The sequence below is a fragment of the Stenotrophomonas sp. RIT-551 genome (assembly GCF_026241915.1).
Lineage (GTDB): Bacteria > Pseudomonadota > Gammaproteobacteria > Xanthomonadales > Xanthomonadaceae > Stenotrophomonas > Stenotrophomonas bentonitica_A.
Genome location: NZ_JAPJIU010000001.1, coordinates 576,510 through 598,549, shown reverse-complemented (window position 1 = coordinate 598,549; position 22,040 = coordinate 576,510). Strand labels below are relative to the sequence as shown.

Genomic DNA, 22,040 nt, shown 5'->3' with positions numbered 1-22,040 from the left:
AAGGAGTGACGCGCGCCTCGCTTTCACACCGAATCGACAAAGCCGACTACGAAGCGGATGCCTTCCCATGAGGCCCACGCAGCGCTCCACATCGAGGAAAGCGCCTGTTTTTCCAAGGCGTTGGACGCCGGCAAGGCGTCATCACACTGCGGGTGGAGGTAGGCGAGCTGCGCCACGCCGGCGTCGGTCGCGGCCGCTGGAATTCTGGCCATGACGACACGATGCGCGTCGGGATCGGCCGCCATGCGCAGCATCGGCATGGATTCGTTCATCCTCGAGTCGGCTTGCCATCACCGTGTTTCACCCGCCCCCGTTATGCTTTCGGCATGACTCGACTTCCCCTGTATTTCTTCAGCGCGACCGTCCTGCTGGCCTGCTCCGGGGTCAGCCCGGTGGCCGATGCCCAGAACCTGGACGCACAACGCGCGCAGCTCAAAGCCGTCATCGACAACGCCGAGCGCGGCCAGTTCGACCCGGCCCAGGCGGCCGCATTGAGCCGGCACCCGCTGTATGGCTGGGTCGAATTCGCCAACCTGCGGCGCAACATCGATACGGTCAGCAACGCGCAGGCGCAGGACTTCCTCAAGCGCTACAACGGCCAGGCAGTGGCCACCAGCTTCCGCAGCGTATGGCTGCCGGCGGTGGCGCGGCGCCAGGACTGGCCGACGCTGCTGGCCAACTGGACCGACACCTCCAACGTCGGGCTGCGCTGCGCGCAGCTCAACGCACGGCAGGCCACCGGCAAGGCCGACGCGCAGTGGGTCACCGAAGCACAGGCGATCTGGCGCAGCACCGGCAAGTCGTTGCCTGATGCCTGCGACCCGGTGTTCGCGGTCCTGGATGCCAAGGGCGGCATGAACGCCGAACTGCGCTGGGCACGCATCGATGCCGCTGCCGACGAGCAGCAGCCGGCGGTGATGCGCAGCGCCGCGCGCGGGTTGCCGGCCGCCGAGCTCGCGCTGGCCAACACCTATGCCGCCTTCGTCGACAAACCCAACGCCAGCGCCTTGAACTGGCCGCGCAACGAGCGCAGCCGCCGCATCGCCACTGACGGCCTGGCCAAGCTGGCCAAGGCCGACCCGGGTGCGACCGAGCAGCAGCTGCCGCAGTACGCCGACGCCCTGCAGTTGAGCGCCGCCCAGCGCGCGCAGGTGCTGTATCAGATCGCGCTGTGGACGGTGGCTTCCTACGGTCCCGAATCCGCCCGCCGCCTCAATGCAGTGCCCGAGTCCGCCTACGACGAACGCCTGCACGAGTGGCGCGCGCGTGAGGCGCTGTCGCGCGGCGACTGGCCGGCGGCGCTGACCGCCATCCGCAAGATGGGCCCCACCCAGCGGGCCGACTCGCGCTGGCGCTACTTCGAAGCGCGCATGCTGGACAAGACCGGCAAGCGCAGCGAGGCGCAGGCCGCCTTCCGTGAGGCAGCCCGCGCGGCCACCTTCCATGGCTTCCTGGCGGCCGACCAGCTCGGCCAGAACTACACGCTGTGCCCGTGGGAACCCAATGACAGTGCCCAAGCGCAGGCGGCAGTCGCCCGTGACCCGGCGATCGTGCGGGCCATGGAACTGTTCAAGATCGAGCGTGCCGGCTGGGCCGTGGCCGAGTGGAACGACGCGCTGAGCCGCTACGACAACACGCAGCGTCGCCTGGCCGTGGAAGTGGCGCGCGACAACGGCTGGTTCGACCGTGCGGTGTTCTCGCTCGGCAAGACCCCGGACGAGCAGCGCCTGTATTCGCTGCGCTTCCCGCTGCACCACGATGACAGCATCCGCCGCGAATCGGCGCGCAACGCGATCGACCCGGCCTGGGTGGCCGCGGAGATCCGCGCCGAGAGCATCTTCAACCCGAAGGCGCGCTCGCCCGCCAACGCGATGGGCCTGATGCAGGTGCTGCCGGCGACCGGCGCGGCCGTGGCCAAGTCGATCGGCCTGACCAACTACGGGGGTGCCGCCAGCCTCTACGATCCGGACACCAACATCGCCATCGGCACCGCCTACCTGCGCCAGCTGATGAACAAGTACGAGGGCCTGCCCTACGTCACCATCGCCGCCTACAACGCCGGCCCGACCCCGACCGCCCGCTGGCAGTCGCAGCGCCCGGGGTTCGATCCGGACATCTGGATCGAGACCATCAGCTACAAGGAAACCCGCGAGTATGTCGCGCGCATTCTGGCCTTCAGCGTGATCTACGACTGGCGCTTGAACGGCGATGCGCTGCCGGTGACCGACCGCATGAACGGCCGCCTGCAGGTCAAGCGCAAGACCTTCGCCTGCGCGGCAAATGCCGACAAGGGTGGCGACTGACCGGCTCCGGTATGCCAACCGGTTGGCGTGGCCTTGGTCCACTGCGGCATCATGGGCACATGAAAATCTATCTGGTTGGCGGCGCCGTGCGCGACCGCCTCTTGCAGCGTTCCCCCGGCGACCGCGACTGGGTTGTCGTCGGGGCCACCCAGGCGCAGATGGAAGCGCAGGGCTACAAGGCCGTGGGCCGTGATTTCCCGGTGTTCCTGCATCCGGACAGCGGCGAGGAATATGCGCTGGCCCGCACCGAGCGCAAATCCGGACGCGGCTACCGCGGTTTCGTGGTCGATGCGGACCCGTCGGTGACGCTGGAAGAAGACCTGCAGCGCCGCGACTTCACCATCAACGCCATCGCCTGCGACGAGGCCACCGGCACGTTGGTGGATCCCTATGGCGGCGTACGCGATATCGAGCAACGCGTGCTGCGCCACGTCGGCCCGGCCTTCATCGAAGATCCGCTGCGCGTGCTGCGTGCGGCCCGCTTCATGGCGCGCTTCGCCCCGCTCGGCTTCACCGTGGCCGAGGAGACGATGGCCCTGATGCAGCAGATCGCCGCCAGCGGTGAGCTTGAGGCACTGGTGCCCGAACGTGTCTGGCAGGAGCTGCGACGCGCCCTCGCCTCCGCGCGGCCGTCCGCCTTCCTGCGCACGCTGCATGATGCCCAGGCATTGGGCGCGATCCTACCCGAGCTGGAGGCACTGTACGGCGTACCCCAGCGCGCGGAGTTCCACCCCGAAGTGGATACCGGCGTGCACCAGGAGATGGTCAGCGACATGGCCGCGCAGCTGGCACCGGGCGATGACCTGATCGGCTTCGCCGCGCTGACCCACGACCTCGGCAAGGGCCTGACCCCGCCAGAAGAATGGCCGCGCCACATCATGCATGAGCAGCGCGGGGTGGCCCCGCTGCGTGCCCTGGCCGAACGCTTGAAGGTGCCGGTCGATCACCGCCAGTTGGCCGAAGCGGTCTGCCGCGATCATCTCAACGTGCACCGCATCGACGAACTGCGCGATGCCACCGTGCTGGAACTGCTGGCCCGCTGCGACGGCTTCCGCCGCCCGGAGCGGATCGCGCAGATCGCGCTGTGCTGCGAGGCCGACAAGCGTGGCCGGCTGGGCTTCGAGGACAGCGACTACCCGCAGGGTGAAACGCTCCAGCGGCTGCATCGCGCTGCGCTGGCGGTGCAGGCACGCGATCTGGACCTGACTCACCTCAAGGGCCCCGCGGTGGGGGAGCAGCTGGCCAAGGCACGCACGCAGGCGATTGCCGCGCTGCGCTGAACGTGTGGGCCCGTGCCGGCCCGCACAGTGTCGGGCCGGCACGGGCACACCCGCGGTCAGCGGGTATCGGCGATCGCAGCAGCCTGGTTGCAGGCCGGCTGCGCAAGCAGCCATTCGCGCGCCGCCGCGGCCGCGTCCTGCCCTGCGCCCACCGTGACGTCGGGCTGCAGGCGGTGGCCGTCGCCTACGCCGTTGCGGTCGGCGATCACGCTGGTGGTCAACAACAGCAGACTGCCATCGGGCAGACGCTGGGGGATATTGGCGGTGGAATAACCGGAAGTGGGCTGGCCGAAGCTGCGCGAGGCGGGCCGGCCGCGGAACGCCAGTACCGATGCCTCACCGGAACTGGCAGTACGCGGCCCCATCAGGACGGCCACCGGCGCGCCCGGGTTGCGCAGCGTGTACTGGGTGTGGCGCGATCCGACCACCGACCTGCTGTCCAGCCAGACCGCACCCTCGCGATACGTCCACGGCTGGCGTTTATCGGCCAGGAGGAACATCCCCACCGGATCCGCCGTCTTCGCATCGCCCAGCAATGGGCCCATCCCCAGCAGCATGGGCCACATGTTGCCGCCAGTGTTGCTGCGCAGGTCGACCACCCAGCCACAACGGTCGCCATCGTCCTGCTCCCGGACGCGCGTCTGCAGCGCAATGGCCGCCTGCTTGCGGGCTTCGTATTGCACGTCCTTGGGCTGGGAGGAATCGTCCATGTAGGCGCCCACCTTGATCCACCCCAGCCGCGCTGTCGGTCCGCTGCGGGCGTCATCTGTCTGCGGGGTCGCAGCACCCATCGCGGTTTGAGTCGCCTGTGCGCGCTGAGCCTGCACGCGCTGCTGGTTGGCCGATATCCACCGCCCGTGCCCACCGCTGCTGCGTCGGATCACATCGTCCAGCACCCGTCGCGTCTGCGCCGGGTCGCGCGCGGCCGCCAGCTCCGCGCGGGCCTTGGGCCACTCCACGCGGTCGCGATACAGCGACTGTTGCTGCAGCAGGTCCAGGATCCGCGCCTGCGCCTCGGCGCTGGGGACGTCCTGTGCGTTTGCAGTGCCACTTGCCACTACCAAGGCCACCATCAACCACCCGCAACGTCCTGCGATCATCGCGCTACATCCCTGTAGTGAAGAGGCTGCAGCTTACCGCTGCACCCGCCAGCCGGAACAGTGCGCCGTTCGCATAACCCGCGATGCCTCGCGCTACAACGCGGTCGGCAGCGCCGGTTGCGCCCGGCGTGCCGCCGCGGATCCCTGCTGGCTGTCGCCCTACCAGTCCAACCGCAACCCGATATTGCCTTCGATCACCTTGCGCTCCTTCTGCGCACTGCTTTCCAGGTCGCGCGTGTAATCGGCCACCGCAAACGCACTGACGGTGCTGTTGAAGCGCGCTACCACGCCCACGCCCACTTCCAGCGCGCGTGAATCCTGCTGGTTGAGGATGCGGTTGGTATCGAAATCGATGCGGTCTTCCCCGTCCAGGGTCTGCCAGTAGTTGAGCTTGACGTAAGGCTGCCAGCCGTTACCGGCGATGTCGTAGTCGGCGGCCAGGCGCAGGCCCACGCGTCCGGTCCAGGCGTTGTCGTTGTTGAAGCGCAGCGAGGACACCGCGTCGCCGGCGTCGTCGACCGAGGTGCGCTGCCAGATCACCTGCAGCTGCGGCTCCAGCCACCACGCACTCTGCCCGAACCGCAGCAGCGGCTTGCCTACTTCCAGCGAAGCGGTGGTGCCATCGCCGCGCACGTCGATGCCCAGCCCGCGCGAGGAGGTGGCGTCGCCGTCGTAGCGGCTCTGCATCACCACCGCGTCCAGGTAGCCGCCGGCACTGCCGGCGCGGGTCCAGTACACACCCACGTGCTTGTCATCCAGCCGGGTGCGGCCTACCGCCACGTTTTCCCAGCCGATCGCAAACCCGCTCACGTTGCCCTGTGCGCGGGTGCGGCCGACAAACACGCCGAACTGGTCGCGGTGCTCCTCTGCCACGTTGGCGTACAGGTCCAGGCCGGCCTGGATGCCCTGGATGTCGCCGTCGAAGCCCGGTTGCGCGTCGCCTTCCCAGTGCTGGTCGTGGCTCTGCCCGACCATCCGCGCCCATGCCGCGCGCACGCCGCCCTGCCCGGCCAACAGCCGCTGCTCGCCCTGGCGTTCGTGGAAGGTGCCCAGGCTGGCCAGGCTGGTTTCGCGCAGCAGCGGCGGCACCACGGAATACAGGCCGGTCTCGAAGCGGTACAGCGGAATGATGTCGCCCTGCGCCGGGCGCGCACCGGGCGTGGGCGGCACCGCCAGCGGCCCGCGCACCGCCGCCACGTCGGTGGGCACCGGCGGCGGGGTATCGATGGTGGGCGGCGCCACGTCGGCCGGATCGGCCGGCTCCGGCGGTGGCGCCGGCTCGGGCGCGGCCGGGTTGGGATCATCCGGCGGATTGACGTCCGGCGGCGGGGGCGGCGCCGGTGGCAGCTCCGCCGGCGGGGTCCCGGCGCCCTCCGGCGGCGGGGGCGGCGGCGTAGTGACTCCACCCGGCGGCGGTGTGGGCGCCGGGGTCACGCTGGCCACCAGGGTCGAGCGCAGATACCAGTTTTCGCTGGTGCCGCCGCTGACGCCGCCCTTGAACAGGAAATACTCGTAGGCACCAACAGCGACCGGGTTGTACAACGCGAACGCGGTGGGCGCGGTGGTCGCACCGTTGATCGCCTGCACCACCAGGATGCCATCGGCCACCGTGGACGCGCCGGTGCCGCCGGCGTTGAGGATGCCCACCCCGGTGGTGCCAGTGGCGCTGCCGGTGGAGATCACCAGTTTGTCCGACAGCGAACTGTCGTCGCCCAGCACCGTGTTGAGGTACAACGCGCCACCGTTGCCGACATAGTTGCCCACCACGGTGAAGGTATCGCCGACGCCGCCCCCATTGCTGAGGTCGATGCGGCCGGCATTGGTGAGCGTGGCCAGCTGCCCGGCCACGAACGGGGCGAGGACGCCGTTGCTGCCGCCCCCGAACACCGCGCTGGTGGCATCGATGTCCAGGCTGCCCGTGCCGCTGCCGCTGTCGCCCAGCACCCACGTGCCATCGAACGTCAGCTGGGTATCGTCGCGCAGGGCCACCTGTTCCCAGTTGGTGAAGCGCGCCACGCCACTGGTCTTGACGTTGTCCAGGCCGAGCACATCGTTGCCCAGCCCGCCATCGAAAGACGGCAGCGCGCCCAGGTGGGCGTTGTTGAGGTTGCTCAGCTGCGCGACATCATCGCCTTCGCCGAAGTCGATCGCCCCGTGCACCACGCCGCCGCCGTTCCACGTCAGGCTGTCGTTGCCGAAGCTCAGGCGGATCTCGCCGCGCACGGTGCCGCCGGTGATGGTGATCGCATCGTCGCCACCGCTGACGCTGATGTTGCCGCCGATGTATCCGTCCGACAGCACGATGGTGTCGCGGCCGAAACCGGTGACCAGGTTGCCGTCGATGGTGCCACCGGACATCAGGAAGGTGTTGTCGTCCAGCTTCATGTTGACCCGGCCGATGCGGCCGCCGGTCATCTCGGCGTAGTCGCCATCGTCGAATGCACCGACGATGCGCCCGCCGGTCATGCGGAAGCGATCCAGCGCGTCGCCCTGCAGCAGCGCGCCGATGCTGCCGCCGGTCATCAGGAAGGTGTCGATGCCCGAGCCCTGCTGCACCGTGCCGGTGACGCTGCCGCCGCTGATCTCCAGGCTGTCCTCGCCATCGCCCTGGTCGACGCTGTCGATCACGCCGTCGCGGATCACCAGCGCGTCGTTGCCCGCGCCCTGCAGCACGCCGCCCTGGATGCTGCCGCCAAGCATGTCGATGCGGTCGTTGCCCGCACCGGACACGACGCCGCCGGTACTGCCGCTGATCGTGCCGCGGTTGACCAGGTAAGTGGCGCCGTTGAGCTGCAGGGCGCGGCCCGCGTTGGCGATGATGCTGCCTGTGTTGTTGATGACGTGCCCGCTGCCGGCCTGCACGGTGATCGCGTTGCCGCTGGCGACCGCGAGCTGCGCGTTGGCCAGCACGTTGATGGTGGCGTTGGACGCACCGGCAGCGGTGACGATCGCGACCGGGTCCGGATTGGGCGCTGCGGCCGAGCAGGTCACCGTCTGGTCCTGGCCGGGAGCGGGGTTGTCGCACCCCGCCCAGGCTGGCGCGGCACCGGCCATCAGGACCGTGCCCAGTGCCCCTCCACAGCCTCGGCGCAACCACTGAGAAATACGGACGGCCAGCACAGTGCGTGACGGCGAAGCGGGCATGGGGCGCATACACCTTTCCTGTTCAACAAGAGGGGAGTAAGGCAACGGCCCAGTGCTTCTACGCAGACCGGCGACCGTACTCTTACTGCTGCAACGTGATGGCCGGGTAAAAGGTGAGCGTCGGCGCTAGATTTTCAGGTAGATGCGGCGGCTGTCCAATGCCCACACCACGAACCACCACACCGTCACGAACAACAGCGCGCACAGCAGCGAGGCCAGCGCGGGTGCGGCCGGCAGCAGCGCCGAAATGCCCTGGTACAACCACGCCCATGCCCCGCTGGCGATCAGCAGCAGGGCCATCACCGAGGACCCGACGTAGGCGGCGATGGCGTTGACACCGAAGCGCCGGCCCAGTGCCGGCAGGCCGGCACGATCGACCAGTTGATGCGCCAGCAGCAATGCCGCCACCGACAGCCCACCGCTCCACAGCACGAAGCTGGGGGTCCACAACTGCTTGTTCAACGGCAGCAACGGGGTGCAGAGCAGGCCCAGCAGCAGGCAGGCCAGCGCCAGGCCGCCCAGCGCGCGCAGCCTGCCGGCGCGCAGCCAGCCCCCCGCGATCAACCCCAGCAAGGTGGTGGCGATCGCCCCTGCGCTGCTGAGCAGCCCCTCGGGATCATGGCCCAGGCCGGTCAGCGGGTCGTACCGGTACAGGAACGGTGCGAACAGCACGGTATCCAGGCGACTGGCCGGGTTCTGCCACGGGGCCAGCGACCCGGCTCCCAGCAGGACCAGTGCATAGCCCGCCAACACGCCCAGCAGCACGATCCACTGCGTGCGTGCGCGGGTGCCGATGGCCAGCACGCCGACCACGGCCACGCACAGGGCGATCCGCTGCAGCACACCCCACAGGCGATACGCCGGCAGCTCGAACAGCCACCACGCCAGCAGGTGCAGCAACGCCCCGGCGATCAGGATGCGCAGCGCGCGCTGCAGCACGCCACGCACCAGCGCCGGGCGCGCGGCCGGGTTGGTCGCGCGTGGCGCCAGGCTGAAGGCCATCGAGACGCCGGCGATGAACAGGAACAACGGGAAGATCAGGTCGGTCGGGGTGAAGCCATGCCACTGCGCATGCAGCAGCGGCGCGTAGACGTGGCTCCAGTCACCGGGGTTGTTGACCAGCAGCATCGCTGCGACGGTCAGGCCGCGCAGCGCGTCGATCGAGCCCATCCGTCCCGGCGGCGCGGCACTCATGCGTCTTCGCGCTGCCCGGCGATCCAGGTGCTGCGCACCTGCAGGGCATCATCGAGCAGGACCAGATCGGCGTGATGACCCTCGGCGATGTGCCCGTAGCGGTCATCCAGATTCAGGAACTGCGCGGGATAGGTCGAGGCCATGCGCGCGGCTTCCGCCAGCGACACGCCCAGCAACTGCACGCTGTTGCGCACCGCCGTGGCCATGTCCAGCGCCGAGCCGGCCAGCGAGCCGGCCGCATTGCGCACCACGCCGTCGATGGCGGTGATGACCTCGCCATACAGTTCGTAGCTCGGGTCTTCCGCACCCACCGGCGGCATCGCATCGGTGACCAGCATGACCTTGCCGCGGGGCTTGGTCGCCAGCGCCACGCGCAGGCTGGCCGGGTGCACGTGCACGCCGTCGGCGATGATGCCGACCCAGCTGTCGCGATCTTCCAGTGCCGCACCCACCGCGCCCGGCTCGCGACCGGTCAGCGGTGACATCGCGTTGTACAGATGGGTGAACCCACGGATGCCGGCCTCCAGGCCCGCACGCGCTTCTTCGTAACTGGCCGCGGTGTGGCCGGCCGCCACGACCACGCCACGCTCGACCAGCGCGCGGATGCTCTCCAGCGGCACGCGCTCGGGTGCCAGCGTCAGCAGGGTGACGCCGTTGTCCAGCGAGGCGGCCAGCGCGATCTCCGCAGCATCGGGCACGCGGAACTTGTTCGCATCGTGCGTGCCCTTGCGGGCCGGCGCGATGTACGGGCCTTCCAGATGGATACCGAGCACGCCCGGTACGCCTTCGCTGATGGCTTGGCGGGTCGCAGCGATCGCCGCACGCATCACCTGCACATCGTCGCTGATCAGGGTCGGCAGAAGGCCGGTGGTGCCGAAACGGCGGTGCGCCTGGGCCAGCGTGCGCAACGTGGCGACATCGGGGCTGTTGTTGAACAGCACGCCGCCGCCGCCGTTGACCTGGGCATCGATGAAGCCTGGCAGCAGCCAGCCACCGCCCAGGTCCACCTGCTCGTCGGCCTGCCCGAGCATCGGGGCGGCATCGGATACCAGTGCGGTGATCCTGCCACTTTCGATCACCACGGCCAGGTCGTCGCGGAAGTCGTCGCCGGCCAGGATGCGGGCGTTGCGCAGGACAGTTTTCATCAGACGGTTTCCGTCACCTTGTTCAGATGCGGCGGCAGGTCGGGGTTGTGGCCGCGGCGCAGCGCCAGCGCGTTGATCGCGCGGTAAAAGCTCTGGATGGTCAGCAGTGGCGCGCACGCCGGGTGCGGGGCGACCGGCAGCGGCAGATCGCCGCCGACATCGGCCAGCCACACCTGCGCATCGCGCGCAGCGAACTCGCTCAGCACCGCGCGGGTACCGGCGCCGGTTTCATCCGGCTGGGCAAAGGCCAGCACCGGGAAGCCCGGGCCGACCAGCGCCATCGGCCCGTGCTTGACCTCGGCCGAGCTGTAGGCCTCGGCGTGCAGGCCGCAGGTTTCCTTGAACTTCAGCGCTGCTTCCTGCGCGGCGGCCAGGCCCAGGCCACGCCCCAGCACGAACAGATTGTGGGCCGGCACCAGGCCCTCGGTCAGCGACGACCAATCGGTGTTCCAGGCCTCGCGCAGGGCATCGGGCAGCGCACGCAGCGAAGCGATCAAGCCCACGTCCTGGGTCCAGTACGCGACCAGTTGCAGAATGGCCGACAGCGAGGCCAGGTAGCTCTTGGTCGCTGCCACGCTGCGCTCGGCACCGGCGCCCAGCGGGATCACCGTCTCGGCCAGCTGCGCCAGCGGCGAATCTTCGACATTGACCAGTGCCACCACGCGCGCGCCGGCCGCACGTGCGGCTTCGGCATTGCGCAACAGGTCCGGGCTCTTGCCCGACTGCGAAATCACGATGTACAGCGCGCCGCGCAGCTTCAACGGCGCTTCGTAGACCGAGCCGACCGACGGCGACGCCGAAGCGGTCACCAGCCCGAGGCGCGTTTCCAGCAGGTACTTGGCGTAGGTGGCGGCGTGGTCGGAGCTGCCACGTGCGCAGGTCACCACGAACGGCGGCGGCGCCGCGCGCAGGCTGGCGGCCAGCGTCTCCACGGCCACCTGGTTGCGTGCGAACTGCGCGGCGATCACATCGGCAGCCTCGGCGGCTTCGCGGTACATCAGGGTGTCGTGGGGAGCAGGCAGGGACATGGGGACTCAGGTCGTTTCAGGAGAGGGAAGCCGTGCACCCTGCGGGCGCATCGGCGCGGTGGAGCCGCGCACCACCAGCTGCGGCACGAAGCCCTGGTTCTGCAGCTGCAGTGGCGCGTCGTCGTAGGCATCGCTGCGCAACTGCGCGATCAGCAGGCGCGCGGCATGCCGGGCGATGTCTTCGGTGGCCTGCTTGGCGGTGGTCAGCGGCGGCCAGGACTGGCGCGAGAACGGACTGTCCTCGAAGCCGGCGATGGACAGGTCGTAGGGCACGTTCATGCCGGTGGACTTGGCGGCGGCCAGCACGCCGGCGGCGATTTCATCGTTGGAGCCGAAGATGGCGGTGGGCGGTTCGCGCAGCGCCAGCAGGCGGCGCGCCCCACGGAAGCCGTCATCGAAGGTGTAATCGCCCTGCACCACCAGGTGCTTGTCGATGGTCATGCCGTAATCGCGCAGCGCCGCTTCATAGCCGGCATAGCGCTCGCCACTGGAGCGGTGCGAAGTGCCGCCCCAGAGGAAACCGATGCGCTGGTGACCGAGCTGGATCAGGTGCTCGGTGATTTCATAGGCGGCCTCGCGGTCGTCAACGAACACGCAGGCACCATCTTCGGGATCGGCGGTGGCGGCGATGATGCGCACCAGCTTGATCCCGCGCGCGGTGAGCGCAGCCACCAGATCCTTGCGCTCGGACATCGGCGCGGTCAGCACCAGCCCGGCAAGGCGCGAGCGCTGCACCCAGTCGGCCAGCTCTTCGGCCAGCATCGGCGAGCTGGAGTCGCAGGGGTGGATCTGCAGCCCGAACCCGGTTTCACGGCACGCGGCGAGCACGCCGTTCTGCACGCCGATGATGTGGTACGGGTTGGGGTTGTCGTAGACCAGCCCGACCACCAGCGTGGTGCCGGTGCGCAGGTTGCGCGCGGCCGGATCGGGCTCGTAATCCAGCTCGGCGATCGCGCGCAGCACCCGGGCGCGGGTGGCCTGCATCACCGAGGGCTCGTTGTTGATCACCCGCGAGACCGTCTTCAGCGATACCTTGGCCCGTTCGGCGACATCCTTGATGGTCGCTCTGCGCATCGTTTTTTCCTGGCTGACCGGTTGAGCGTCCATGATCGCCGATCACTGCCCGTCGCGGGACAGCCCGACGCGGTGGCCGCGCATCGAATAGAACAGGATGTACAGGTAGCAGGGCACCATCAGGCCGGCGAATACCCACTGGAAGTCGAAGTGCTGCTTGAGCACGGCAAACAGCTGGGGAATGATCGCGCCACCGGCAATGGCCATCACCAGCAGGGCCGAGCCGGTCTCGGTGAAACGGCCCAGGCCGCGGATCGCCAGCGGGAAGATGGCCGGCCACATCATCGCGTTGGCAAAGCCCAGGGCCGCCACGAAGCCCACCGACACGTAGCCGTGGGTGAACAGCGCGCCGATGCAGAACACCACGCCGAGCACGGCGGAAATGCTCAGGTAGCGCGACTGCGACACCAGGTGCGGAATCAGCGCCAGGCCGGCCAGATAACCGATGAGCATCGCGCCCAGGGTGATCGAGGTGAACATCTTGGTCTGGTCCAGCGGCAGGTCGAAGCCATGGCCGTAAGTGCCGATCGCATCGCCGGCCATCACTTCCACGCCGACATAGACGAACAGGCACAGCACGCCCAGCCACAGGTGCGGGAACTGGAAGATGCTGGTGCGCTCGGCCACCCCCGGCGCGCGGGCCGGCGTGGCGTTGGCTTCGGAGGTCTTCAACTCGGGCAGCGGCGAAAACAGCACGCCCACCGCCAGCACCACCAGCAGCCCGGCCATGGCCATGTACGGCAGCTGGATCTTGGCGGCGAAGTCGTTGAGCAGGACGGTCTTGGCCGCTGCGTCGGCGACCTTCACCTGGGCATCCAGATCGCCGATGCCATGCAGCACCAGCGTACCGATCAGCACCGGCGCGAGCATGCCGGCGATCTTGTTGCAGATACCCATCAGCGCGATGCGCCGGGCCGCGGTCTCGATCGGGCCAAGGATGCTGATGTACGGATTGACCGCCGTCTGCAGCAGGGCCAGGCCACTGCCGATGACGAACAGGCCGCTGAGTGCGCCTGGATACCAGCGCTGCTGCGCGAAGTGGGCGAACACCACCGCGCCGGCCGCCATCACCAGCAGGCTCAGGCTCAGGCCCTTCTTCATGCCGGTGCGCTTGAGGATCCACGAGGCCGGCAGCGCCAGGAAGAAGTACGACAGGTAGAAGACCATCAGCACCAGGAAGGCGCCGACCTCGTCCAGCTCGAAGGCCAGCTTGACGAAGGTGATCAACGGCCCGTTGAGCCAGGTGAAGAAGCCGATCAGGAAGAACAGCACGCCGATGATCAGGATCGAGGTAAGCACGCTCGAACGCGCGGAGGCAGCAGGCACGGCAGACATCAAGGAGGCTCCTGCATCGACGGCACCGGAGCGGCGTCGGAAGAGTGGCTGGGAACAACGTTGTCACATTTATTCGTTGCCGCCGCCGGGTTTGTCAACAACTGGTTCACGCCGGGACCGCGCATTTTCTTTTGCTGCACCTGCGCAATCTGGCGGCAGCGCTGGCCATTACCGGAGCCGAGGCCCTATTCACGGCAGTTTGCGAAAACATGACGGCAGTGTGATGAAAACGTTTTCCCGCGCAAACCCGCGTTGCGGCGCAGCATCGAAAGTGTGAGGTTATCGTTGACATCGTTGTCAGAACGATTACAGACTCCGCCTCAATCGCCGGGTCAGCCCTGGCCACGCCCAACCGATGGAGTCCGTGTGACCATAGCCGCCCACGCTGTTCCGGCCCATGCCCCGCCCGCCGCGATGCCACCGTTCCTGGCCGCCGACGTGGGTGGCACGCATGTGCGGGTTGGCCGGGTCCAGGCCAGTGCCGATCCGGCCCATCCGGTCCAGCTGCTGGACTACCGCAAATTCCGCAATGCCGATTACGCCGGCCTCAGCGCGATCCTGTCCGACTTCCTGGCCGATGGCCCGCGTCCGTCCCATTGCGTGGTCGCCACCGCCGGCTATGCCCGCGAAGACGGCACGGTGATCACCGCCAACCTGCCCTGGCCACTGTCGGCACGTCAGATCGAACGTGATGTCGGCCTGGACCAGGTCTACATCGTCAACGACTTCGAGGCCGTGGCCTACGCCGCCGCGCAGGTCGATGCCAGCGGCGTGCTGCAGCTGACGGGCCCGGCCACCGCACCGCGCGGCCCGACCCTGGTGGTCGGCCCCGGTACCGGCCTCGGCGCGGCCGTGTGGATCCCGACCGCCCACGGCGCCGTGGTCCTGGCGACCGAAGCCGGCCAGCCGACCCTGGCCACCACCACCGAACTGGAGATGGCGATCGTGCGGCAGATGCTGCGCGATCGCTCGCACGTCTCGGTCGAGCAGGCGCTGTCCGGCCCCGGCCTGATGAACCTGTACCGCGCGCTGTGCGCATTGAACGGCCAGACCCCCGCGCTGATGACCCCGGATGCGATCACCGCTGCTGCGATGGCCGACCAGGATCCGCTCGCACGGCAGAGCCTGGATGTGTTCTGCGGCCTGCTCGGCAGCACGATCGGCGACATGGCGCTGCAGTACGGCGTCACCGGCGGTGTCTACCTGGCCGGCGGCATCCTGCCGCAGATCCGCGACTTCCTGTTGAACAGCACCTTCGTCGAGCGGTACCTCAACAAGGGGCCGATGCGCGAGGCACTGGAACGTATTCCCGTGAAAGTGGTCGAGCACGGGCAGCTGGGCGTCATCGGCGCCGCCAGCTGGTACCTCGGCCGCTCGGAAACCTGACCTGCCACGGCGCCGGAATCGGCGCCGCGGACACCGCACCACGCAGTACGTAGCACCCAAGGCGCACCCGGACAACAGGCGCGCGGCACAGTCGTACCAGACGCAAGCAAACCGACGCCGTCGCCGGCGACCATCGAGTGATGAGGAGAGACATCATGAACACCCGCAAGACCCTGCTTTCCGCAGCCATCGTCAGCTGCCTGGCCTTCAGCGCCCACGCGCAGCAAGCCGCCCCCACCGCCACCGATCTGGACACCGTGCAGGTCACCGGCATCCGTGGCTCGATGGAAAAGTCGCTGGATACCAAGCGCGATGCCAATGCGCGCCTGGAAGTGGTCACCGCCGAAGACGTGGGCAAGCTGCCCGCACACAACGTCGCCGACACCCTGCAGCGCCTGCCCGGTGTGAACATCAGCTCGTCAAGCGCCGACGAAGGCGGCTTCGATGAAGCCGACCGTGTCAGCCTGCGCGGCACCAGCCCGAGCCTGACCCAGACCCTCATCAACGGCCACAGCGTCGGCTCGGCCGACTGGTTCGTGCTCAGCCAGGGCAACAACGTCGGCCGCAGCGTGAGCTATTCGTTGCTGCCGTCCGAGCTGGTCAGCTCGGTGGAAGTAAACAAGTCCTCGCAGGCCAAGCTGCAGGACGGCGGTACCACCGGCACCGTCAACATCATCACCCGTACCCCGCTGCAGTTCGCCAAGCAGTTCACGGCCGAGGCATCGGTGGGCGCCGTGCGTTCGGACCAGGCCGACTCGACCGATCCGCAGTACTCGGCGCTGTTCAACTACAAGAATGACGCCAACACGTTCGGTGTGCTGGTGCAGGGCTTCTACCAGGAGCGCGAACTGCGCCGTGAAGCGCAGGAAATCCCCGGCGGCTTCTTCGCACTCAAGGCAACCGATCCGGTCGTGGCCGGCATCCCCGACCCGGCCAATCCGGGCCAGTTCCTGCAGGCGCCGCGCCCGGACCTGGAAGGCCTGTCCATTCCCGGCCTGCTGGGTTCGACCCTGTTCGAGCAGACCCGCAAGCGCAAGGGTGGCATGGTCACCCTGCAGTGGAAGCCGATCGACACGCTGACCCTGGGCCTGAGCGGCTTCACCTCCGAACTGGAAGCGAACAACTACAACCGCAACTTCATGATGTTCGGCAGCGGCTTCGGCCGGAGCCAGGCCCCCGATCCGGGTTACACCGTGGTCGATGGCGTGATCACCAACGCGACGTACACCGGCGTTCCCGGAACGAACTACGGCGTGTACGACATGATCTACCGCGAGGCCACCGCCAAGAGCAGCTACGTCACCTTCGACGCGGACTGGCAGATCAACGACAACCTGAACGCAAAGTTCCAGGCCGGCACCACCAAGGGCACCGGCGAAACCCCGCGCCAGTTCATCGCCGAAGTCACCGTCGGCCAGGGTGGCGGCGCGTCCTACGCCAGCCACGGCGCCGGCTCCCCGGTCGACTGGAACATCGGCGGCGACCTGAGCGAAGCAGGCGTCACCAGCTTCGGCACCTGGGGCAACCAGCTGGTCAAGGCCGAAGACAAGGAAGACTGGGCGTCGGTGGATTTCAATCAGTACTTCAGCGACGGCGGCGCGCTGAGCTCGATCGACTTCGGCCTGCGTTTCGCCGACCACGAACGTGAGGCCCTGTCGCCGGAAGGCGCCTCCCCGGGCGACATCTGGTCGGCGCTGCGCGGCAGCGCCACCGGGCAGTACCCGGGCAACTTCGCCAGCGGCGTGGGCGGCACCTTCCCGCGCAACATCTGGTATTACACCCCGGATGCGCTGAAGAACGCCATCATCAACAACTCGACCTGGCTGGCCGGCAATGACGGTCCCGACGGCCGCCACAACTACGGCGCCGAGTGGAAGGTGAAGGAAAAGAACTTCGCCGGTTACGTGCAGGCCAACTTCGCCGGTGACTGGTGGAGCGGCAACCTCGGCCTGCGCTACGTCAACATCAAGCAGGACATCGATACCTACCTGGCCGTCAGCGACCCGGCCCGCGCCGACGTGCGCAGCCTGTTCGGCATGTGGCAGCGCCAGGCCTTCGAGAACAAGCACGACCGCGTGCTGCCCAGCGCCAACATCAAGTTCGACCTGGACGACGACCTCGTGCTGCGCGTGGCCGCATCGCAGACCCAGACGCTGCCGGACTACTCGGCACTGGGTGCGTCCTCGTGGGGTTCGGATCTGAACAAGACCGGCGGTGGCGGCAACCCCGACCTGAAGCCGACCCTGTCCAGCAACCTGGACGCCAACCTGGAGTGGTACTTCATGCCGCGCGGCCTGGTGTCGGTGGGCGCGTACCATATGCGCCTGAAGGACTACATCGCCTTCGACGTGGTCCAGCGCCAGCTGTTCAGCGAACTGACCAACCGGCTTGAAACCTACGACATCTCCACCCCGATCAATGCCGACGGGCAGGTCACCGGCGTGGAAGTGGCTTACGAGCAGCCGATCGGCGAGTACTTCGGCGTCAATGCCAACTACACCTACGCCAACGGCAAGACCGACCACACCTGGGCCGATGGCACCAACAACCTGCTGGGCACGTCGAAGAACACCTACAACGTGGGTGCCTACTTCGAGAACGAGCGCTTCGGCGCCCGCGTCAGCTACACCCGCCGCTCTTCGTTCCTGATCAGCCTGTCCGGTACCAACCCGTACTACCAGGATGACTTCGGCACGCTGTCGGCGTCGCTCAGCTACAAGGCGACGGATTGGCTGAGCATCAGCCTGGATGGCCTGAACCTCAACAACCCGACCTACAAGTACTACCAGAGCGCGTTGATTCCGACCTCGTTCTACTCCAACGGCCGCCAGTACTATCTGAACTTCCGCTTCAAGTACTGATCGCCGCGGTAACACGCTGAACACCTGAAACGGGCCCGGATTTCCGGGCCCGTTTCACAGGTGGAACCCGATTCGCTACAAAGGAATGACCCGATGCACACCCGCACCCGTCGTACCTCGCTGTCGCTGCTGTCTTTCGCACTGGCACTTTCCCTCGCCCCGCTGGCCCAGGCCACCGACGCACAGGCACCGAACGGCCCGCAGGCCCTGCCCGGCTCGCTGATGCTGATTCCCGCACCGGCCAGGGTCGACCGCCTCGACGGCGCCGGCTATACGGTGAGCGCGGCCACCCCGGTGCATGCGCAGGGTCAGGCCGCCGGCCGCGTTGCTGCCCAGTTCGCCACCCTGCTGCGCAACAGCGGTGGCCCGGCGGTGACGGTCAGCGAAGGACGCGGCAAGGACGGCATCCGCTTCGTACTCGACGCCACGCTCAAGACCGGCGCCGAAGGCTATCAGCTGCGTTCGGACGCGCGCGGCGCAACGGTGCAGGCCGCAACCGAAGCCGGACTGTTCTACGGTGCGGCCACGCTCTCGCAGCTGCTCACCGGTGGCAGCCAGGGGCAACTCCCGGCGCTGCGCATCGACGATGCCCCCCGTTTCAGCTGGCGCGGCCTGATGCTCGATTCGGCCCGCCATTTCCAGAGCCTGGATGAGATCAAGCAGGTCCTCGATGCGATGGCCGAGCAGAAGCTCAACACCTTCCATTGGCATCTCACCGATGACCAGGGCTGGCGCATGGAGATCAAGCGCTACCCGAAGCTGACCGGGGTCGGCAGCTGCCGCATTCCGGCCGGCGATGGCGGCCACGATCCGGTCACCGGCGCCGAGCGCCCGTACTGCGGCTTCTACACGCAGGCGCAGATCCGCGAGGTGATCGCGTATGCGGCTGAGCGCCACATCCAGGTCATTCCGGAGATCGACGTCCCGGGCCACGCGACCGCGGCGATCGCGGCCTATCCCGAGCTTGGCACCCTCGACACGCCGCTCAGGCCGTTGAGCGAATGGGGCGTGTTCCCGAACCTGTTCAACACCGAAGACAGTACCTTCGCGTTTCTCGAGAACGTGCTGGAAGAGGTCATCGCGCTGTTCCCGGCCAAGTACGTTCACGTGGGCGGCGACGAAGCGGTCAAGGACCAGTGGGAAGCCTCCGCGCGGGTGCAGGCGCGCATGCGCGAGCTGGGCGCCGGTGATGAGATGGAGATGCAGAGCCACATCATCAAACGCCTGGAGACCTTCCTGGAAAAGCACGACAGGCGGCTGATCGGTTGGGACGAGATCCTTGAGGGCGGTTTGCCGCCGGAGGCCACGGTGATGTCCTGGCGCGGCACCGAAGGCGGCCTCAAGGCGGCCAGCGAGGGCCATGACGTGGTGATGTCGCCGGTGACGGACATGTACATGGATTACCTGCAGACCAACTCGCCGAACGAGCCGCCGGGCCGCCCGGCGACGATTCCGCTGGCGCGCGTGTACGGCTTCGAGCCGGTGCCCGATGCACTGGCCAAGGACAAGCAGCACCACATCCTCGGCCTGCAGGCCAACATGTTCACCGAGCACACCCGCAGCTACGCCCGCCTGCAGCACAACCTGTTCCCGCGCCTGGCCGCCGTGGCCGAGACCGGCTGGTCGCCGCGCGAACGACGCGACTACGCCGATTTCCTGGCGCGCCTGCCGGCGCAGCTGCAGCGATACCAGGCCATGGGCATTGCGTACGCACAGACCCCGTTCCAGGTGGAGCTGGACAGCCGCGATGACCGTCGCGCCGGCACCGCGACGCTGGCCCTGCGCAGCCCCCTCGGCTACGACATCCACTACAGCGTGGACGGCAGCGCGGTCACCGCCCGCTCACCGCGCTACACCGCCCCGCTGCAGCAGCCGCTGCCGGTGGCGCTGCAGGCGGCCACGTTCTTCAATGGCCAGGCACTGGCCAAGGCGGCCAGCCGCTTCGACATCACCGCTACCTCGCTGCTGTCGCGCACCGACGAGCAGCTCGCGCAGTGCCCGGGCGAAGGCCAGCTGCTGCTGCGCCTGGAAGACGACGGCCCGGCCGAGGGCGAGCGGGCGATCTTCAACGTGGACATCTTCAACCCGTGCTGGCTGTGGAAGGATGCAGACGTGGACGGCATCGCCAAGCTGCGCGTGCGTGCCGGACAGATTCCGTACTACTTCCAGCTGGCCCACGATGAGCCGAACCGGCGCTTCGCGCCCAAGCGCAGCGCACACGGGGAGATGGACATCCTCGGCGGGCAGTGCGATGGCAAGCCGCTGGCCAGCGTGACGCTGCCGGCCGCCCCGGGCGCCGATGGCTTCATCACCCTGGAGGCTGCATTGCCGCGGTCGCTGAAGGGCACGCAGAACCTGTGCGTGCGCTTCACCGGCGATACCCGGCCGACGATGTGGGTGCTGGATGAGATGACCTTGCTGCCGCGGTGACGCCGCAGCCGCAGGCGGGACGGAAGAGGTCGTGCCGGCCGCTGGCCGGCACCTCATGAATCCGGCATTCGCCAGGTTGCCGGCCAGCGGCCGGCACTACCCGTCATGCGTCGCCCGGGCGGCAGTACCGGTGCCGCATTACCCGCGCAGGCGTACCAGCAGGTCGCGCAACGGGGTCAACACGATCGCCATGCCGGCCAGCACGCCAACGCTGTTGGCGAGCGCATCCATCGGGTCGGCCATGCGGTTGACGGTCAAGGCGCCCTGCGCGAATTCGATGCCAATACCCAGCGCGACCAGGCCGACCGCGGCCCAGATCAGGGCCGCGCGTCGCTGGTAGATCTGCACTGCCGACGAGGCCAGCAGGAAGTACGCGAGGAAGTGTTCGATCTTGTCGCTGTTCTCCGGCAACGTGAGCGGCGGCGGCGGGATCAGGCAGACCACGATCGTGCCCAACACCGCCCCCCACCACAGCGCCAGCCAGAACCGCGGCCAGCGCAGCGGCTTCAACAGGTTCGTGGCAGCCACGTTACAGGCGCCAGGTCAGATCGCCGAGCGCGAACGCCGGTTCGAAATCGACATCGCGCTGGAAGCCCATGACCTGGAAGCGCTCGCCCATCCCGGTCGGCAACGTCAGCTTTTTCACCTGGTCGCGCAGCCGCACACGGCCGATCTCGTCGGTGCGCGCATCGGCTTTTTCCAACAGCGCATCCAGCCCGTTGCCGAGCAGGAAACTGGCCTGGGTGCAGTAACCGGCCAGCTCGAAACCGGCGCCCGTACCGGCTTCGGCCAGCGCGGTGAAGTCCACCGAGGCGGTGAGGTCCTGCAGGCCCGGCCAGCGATACAGGTCGTTGTGCACGTGGTGGCGGTAGAACGCGCGCACGGTGCCGTCGTCGCGGTCGTCCTGGTAATACTCGTTGCGCGGGTAGCCGTAATCGACGAACAGCATCGCGCCGCGCTTCAAGCCGCCGGCAATGGCCTGGATCCAGTACGGCAGTTGCGGCAGCAGTTCGGAACGGTAGCCGTCGGCGAAGGGCTTTTCGCGGTAATGCTCGACGTGGCGGACGGCGGCACTGAGCATCGCATCGGCCGGCTGCGCGCCACGCACGAAGGCGCCGTCGGCATCCAGTTCGACGGTCTCTTCATAGACCATGCCGTCGCGCGCCAGGAAGCGCGGCGTCGGCAGCGCATCGATCACTTCGTTGGCGAAGACCATGCCGTCCCAGTCATCATCGAACGGGCCGTTCAGCCATTCCACCAGGGCGAACACCGGTGGAATCAACGCCTTTTCCAGGCGCTCGCGCTGGCGCTGCCGCAGGTCCGCGCTGGGTTCCAGGATCGCGTAGCGCTCGGGCAGCGCGTCCAGTTCCAGCATGCGCTTGAGCATCACTTCGGCAAACGCGCCGCTGCCGCCACCGACCTCCATGAAGCGCGCCTGCGGCCCGAGCTGCTGCATCACCGGGGCGATCGCATTGGCCAGCGTGGCGGCGAACAGCGCGCCGATTTCCGGCGAGGTGGTGAAATCGCCGGCGGCCCCGAACTTGCTGGCACCGGCGCTGTAGTAGCCCCAACCGGGCGCGTACAGGCTCAGCTCCATGAAGCGGGAGAACGGCATCGCGCCGCCGTTGGCAAGGATTTCAGCGCGCAGCGCCGCAGCCAGCTCGTCGCTGTGGGCCAGGGCGTCGGTTTCGGGGAGGGGCAGTGGGGAATGCATGGCGCGGGCGATTGCGGTGACAATGCACAGCATAGCCTGAGCAGGG

15 protein-coding genes are annotated in these 22,040 nt (G+C 68.1%); 5 read left to right on the top strand and 10 right to left on the bottom strand.

Features of this window, described 5'->3' with window-relative positions; all coding sequences use genetic code 11:
- Positions 1–23: 23 nt before the first annotated feature.
- Positions 24–272, bottom strand: coding sequence for a hypothetical protein (locus tag ORK51_RS02535; RefSeq protein ID WP_266083826.1), 249 nt, complete (start codon positions 270–272; stop codon positions 24–26).
- Between the two features lie 54 nt (positions 273–326).
- Between ORK51_RS02535 and ORK51_RS02530 the strand changes: the two genes are divergently transcribed.
- Together ORK51_RS02530 and ORK51_RS02525 are read left to right on the top strand one after the other, a co-directional pair.
- On the top strand, positions 327–2,303 hold the full coding sequence (locus tag ORK51_RS02530) for a transglycosylase SLT domain-containing protein (RefSeq protein WP_266083824.1): 1,977 nt from the start codon (positions 327–329) through the stop codon (positions 2,301–2,303).
- Positions 2,304–2,362: 59 nt separating this feature from the next.
- Positions 2,363–3,583 (top strand): multifunctional CCA addition/repair protein, encoded by a 1,221-nt coding sequence (locus ORK51_RS02525; protein ID WP_266083823.1) that lies wholly within the window; start codon positions 2,363–2,365, stop codon positions 3,581–3,583.
- A 56-nt stretch (positions 3,584–3,639) separates the two neighbouring features.
- On the opposite strand, the gene ORK51_RS02520 is transcribed toward ORK51_RS02525, so the two are convergent.
- From ORK51_RS02520 to ORK51_RS02490, 7 genes are all read right to left on the bottom strand, one after another.
- Positions 3,640–4,683 carry a S41 family peptidase gene (locus tag ORK51_RS02520; protein WP_266083821.1) on the bottom strand — a complete coding sequence of 348 codons (1,044 nt, stop codon included), beginning with the start codon at positions 4,681–4,683 and terminating at the stop codon, positions 3,640–3,642.
- A gap of 159 nt (positions 4,684–4,842) precedes the next feature.
- A complete protein-coding gene (locus tag ORK51_RS02515; RefSeq protein ID WP_266083819.1) occupies positions 4,843–7,674 on the bottom strand; it encodes an autotransporter family protein in 2,832 nt (943 codons plus the stop codon).
- A 279-nt stretch (positions 7,675–7,953) separates the two neighbouring features.
- Positions 7,954–9,021, bottom strand: a complete 1,068-nt coding sequence (locus ORK51_RS02510) for an acyltransferase family protein (protein WP_266083817.1) — start codon at positions 9,019–9,021, stop codon at positions 7,954–7,956.
- The gene (gene nagA, locus ORK51_RS02505) at positions 9,018–10,166 is read right to left on the bottom strand and encodes an N-acetylglucosamine-6-phosphate deacetylase (protein WP_046274269.1); all 1,149 of its coding nucleotides are present in this window, start codon (positions 10,164–10,166) and stop codon (positions 9,018–9,020) included. The genes ORK51_RS02510 and nagA overlap by 4 nt, the downstream gene beginning before the upstream one ends.
- The gene (locus tag ORK51_RS02500; RefSeq protein ID WP_070425943.1) at positions 10,166–11,194 is read right to left on the bottom strand and encodes an SIS domain-containing protein; all 1,029 of its coding nucleotides are present in this window, start codon (positions 11,192–11,194) and stop codon (positions 10,166–10,168) included. Before ORK51_RS02500 ends, nagA begins: the two co-directional genes overlap by 1 nt.
- A 6-nt stretch (positions 11,195–11,200) precedes the next feature.
- Entirely contained in the window at positions 11,201–12,268 is a 1,068-nt protein-coding gene (locus ORK51_RS02495) for a LacI family DNA-binding transcriptional regulator (RefSeq protein WP_019186013.1), read from the bottom strand.
- Positions 12,269–12,310: 42 nt separating this feature from the next.
- Positions 12,311–13,603 (bottom strand): sugar MFS transporter, encoded by a 1,293-nt coding sequence (locus ORK51_RS02490; protein ID WP_019186014.1) that lies wholly within the window; start codon positions 13,601–13,603, stop codon positions 12,311–12,313.
- 414 nt (positions 13,604–14,017) lie between these two features.
- Between ORK51_RS02490 and ORK51_RS02485 the strand changes: the two genes are divergently transcribed.
- The 3 genes from ORK51_RS02485 (at position 14,018) to ORK51_RS02475 (ending at position 20,280) form a co-directional block, all read left to right on the top strand.
- The gene (locus tag ORK51_RS02485) at positions 14,018–14,989 is read left to right on the top strand and encodes a glucokinase family protein (protein WP_266083856.1); all 972 of its coding nucleotides are present in this window, start codon (positions 14,018–14,020) and stop codon (positions 14,987–14,989) included.
- A gap of 155 nt (positions 14,990–15,144) precedes the next feature.
- Positions 15,145–17,850, top strand: coding sequence for a TonB-dependent receptor (locus ORK51_RS02480; RefSeq protein WP_070425944.1), 2,706 nt, complete (start codon positions 15,145–15,147; stop codon positions 17,848–17,850).
- Between the two features lie 93 nt (positions 17,851–17,943).
- Positions 17,944–20,280, top strand: coding sequence for a family 20 glycosylhydrolase (locus tag ORK51_RS02475; RefSeq protein ID WP_266083811.1), 2,337 nt, complete (start codon positions 17,944–17,946; stop codon positions 20,278–20,280).
- 138 nt (positions 20,281–20,418) lie between these two features.
- Here the strand turns inward: ORK51_RS02475 and ORK51_RS02470 are convergent, their stop codons facing one another.
- Positions 20,419–20,808 carry a VanZ family protein gene (locus ORK51_RS02470; RefSeq protein WP_102789397.1) on the bottom strand — a complete coding sequence of 130 codons (390 nt, stop codon included), beginning with the start codon at positions 20,806–20,808 and terminating at the stop codon, positions 20,419–20,421.
- A gap of 1 nt (position 20,809) precedes the next feature.
- Positions 20,810–21,994: a class I SAM-dependent methyltransferase gene (locus ORK51_RS02465; protein ID WP_070427469.1), complete on the bottom strand. Its 1,185-nt coding sequence runs from the start codon at positions 21,992–21,994 to the stop codon at positions 20,810–20,812.
- Positions 21,995–22,040 lie beyond the last annotated feature (46 nt).

Bases quoted from the DNA above. Each gene is read 5' to 3' on its own strand.
- ORK51_RS02535 (WP_266083826.1), bottom strand. From the start codon at position 272: ATGAACGAATCCATGCCGATGCTGCGCATGGCGGCCGATCCCGACGCG.
- ORK51_RS02530 (WP_266083824.1), top strand. From the start codon at position 327: ATGACTCGACTTCCCCTGTATTTCTTCAGCGCGACCGTCCTGCTGGCC.
- ORK51_RS02525 (WP_266083823.1), top strand. From the start codon at position 2,363: ATGAAAATCTATCTGGTTGGCGGCGCCGTGCGCGACCGCCTCTTGCAG.
- ORK51_RS02520 (WP_266083821.1), bottom strand. From the start codon at position 4,683: ATGATCGCAGGACGTTGCGGGTGGTTGATGGTGGCCTTGGTAGTGGCA.
- ORK51_RS02510 (WP_266083817.1), bottom strand. From the start codon at position 9,021: ATGAGTGCCGCGCCGCCGGGACGGATGGGCTCGATCGACGCGCTGCGC.
- nagA (WP_046274269.1), bottom strand. From the start codon at position 10,166: ATGAAAACTGTCCTGCGCAACGCCCGCATCCTGGCCGGCGACGACTTC.
- ORK51_RS02500 (WP_070425943.1), bottom strand. From the start codon at position 11,194: ATGTCCCTGCCTGCTCCCCACGACACCCTGATGTACCGCGAAGCCGCC.
- ORK51_RS02495 (WP_019186013.1), bottom strand. From the start codon at position 12,268: ATGCGCAGAGCGACCATCAAGGATGTCGCCGAACGGGCCAAGGTATCG.
- ORK51_RS02490 (WP_019186014.1), bottom strand. From the start codon at position 13,603: ATGTCTGCCGTGCCTGCTGCCTCCGCGCGTTCGAGCGTGCTTACCTCG.
- ORK51_RS02485 (WP_266083856.1), top strand. From the start codon at position 14,018: ATGCCACCGTTCCTGGCCGCCGACGTGGGTGGCACGCATGTGCGGGTT.
- ORK51_RS02480 (WP_070425944.1), top strand. From the start codon at position 15,145: ATGAACACCCGCAAGACCCTGCTTTCCGCAGCCATCGTCAGCTGCCTG.
- ORK51_RS02475 (WP_266083811.1), top strand. From the start codon at position 17,944: ATGCACACCCGCACCCGTCGTACCTCGCTGTCGCTGCTGTCTTTCGCA.
- ORK51_RS02465 (WP_070427469.1), bottom strand. From the start codon at position 21,994: ATGCATTCCCCACTGCCCCTCCCCGAAACCGACGCCCTGGCCCACAGC.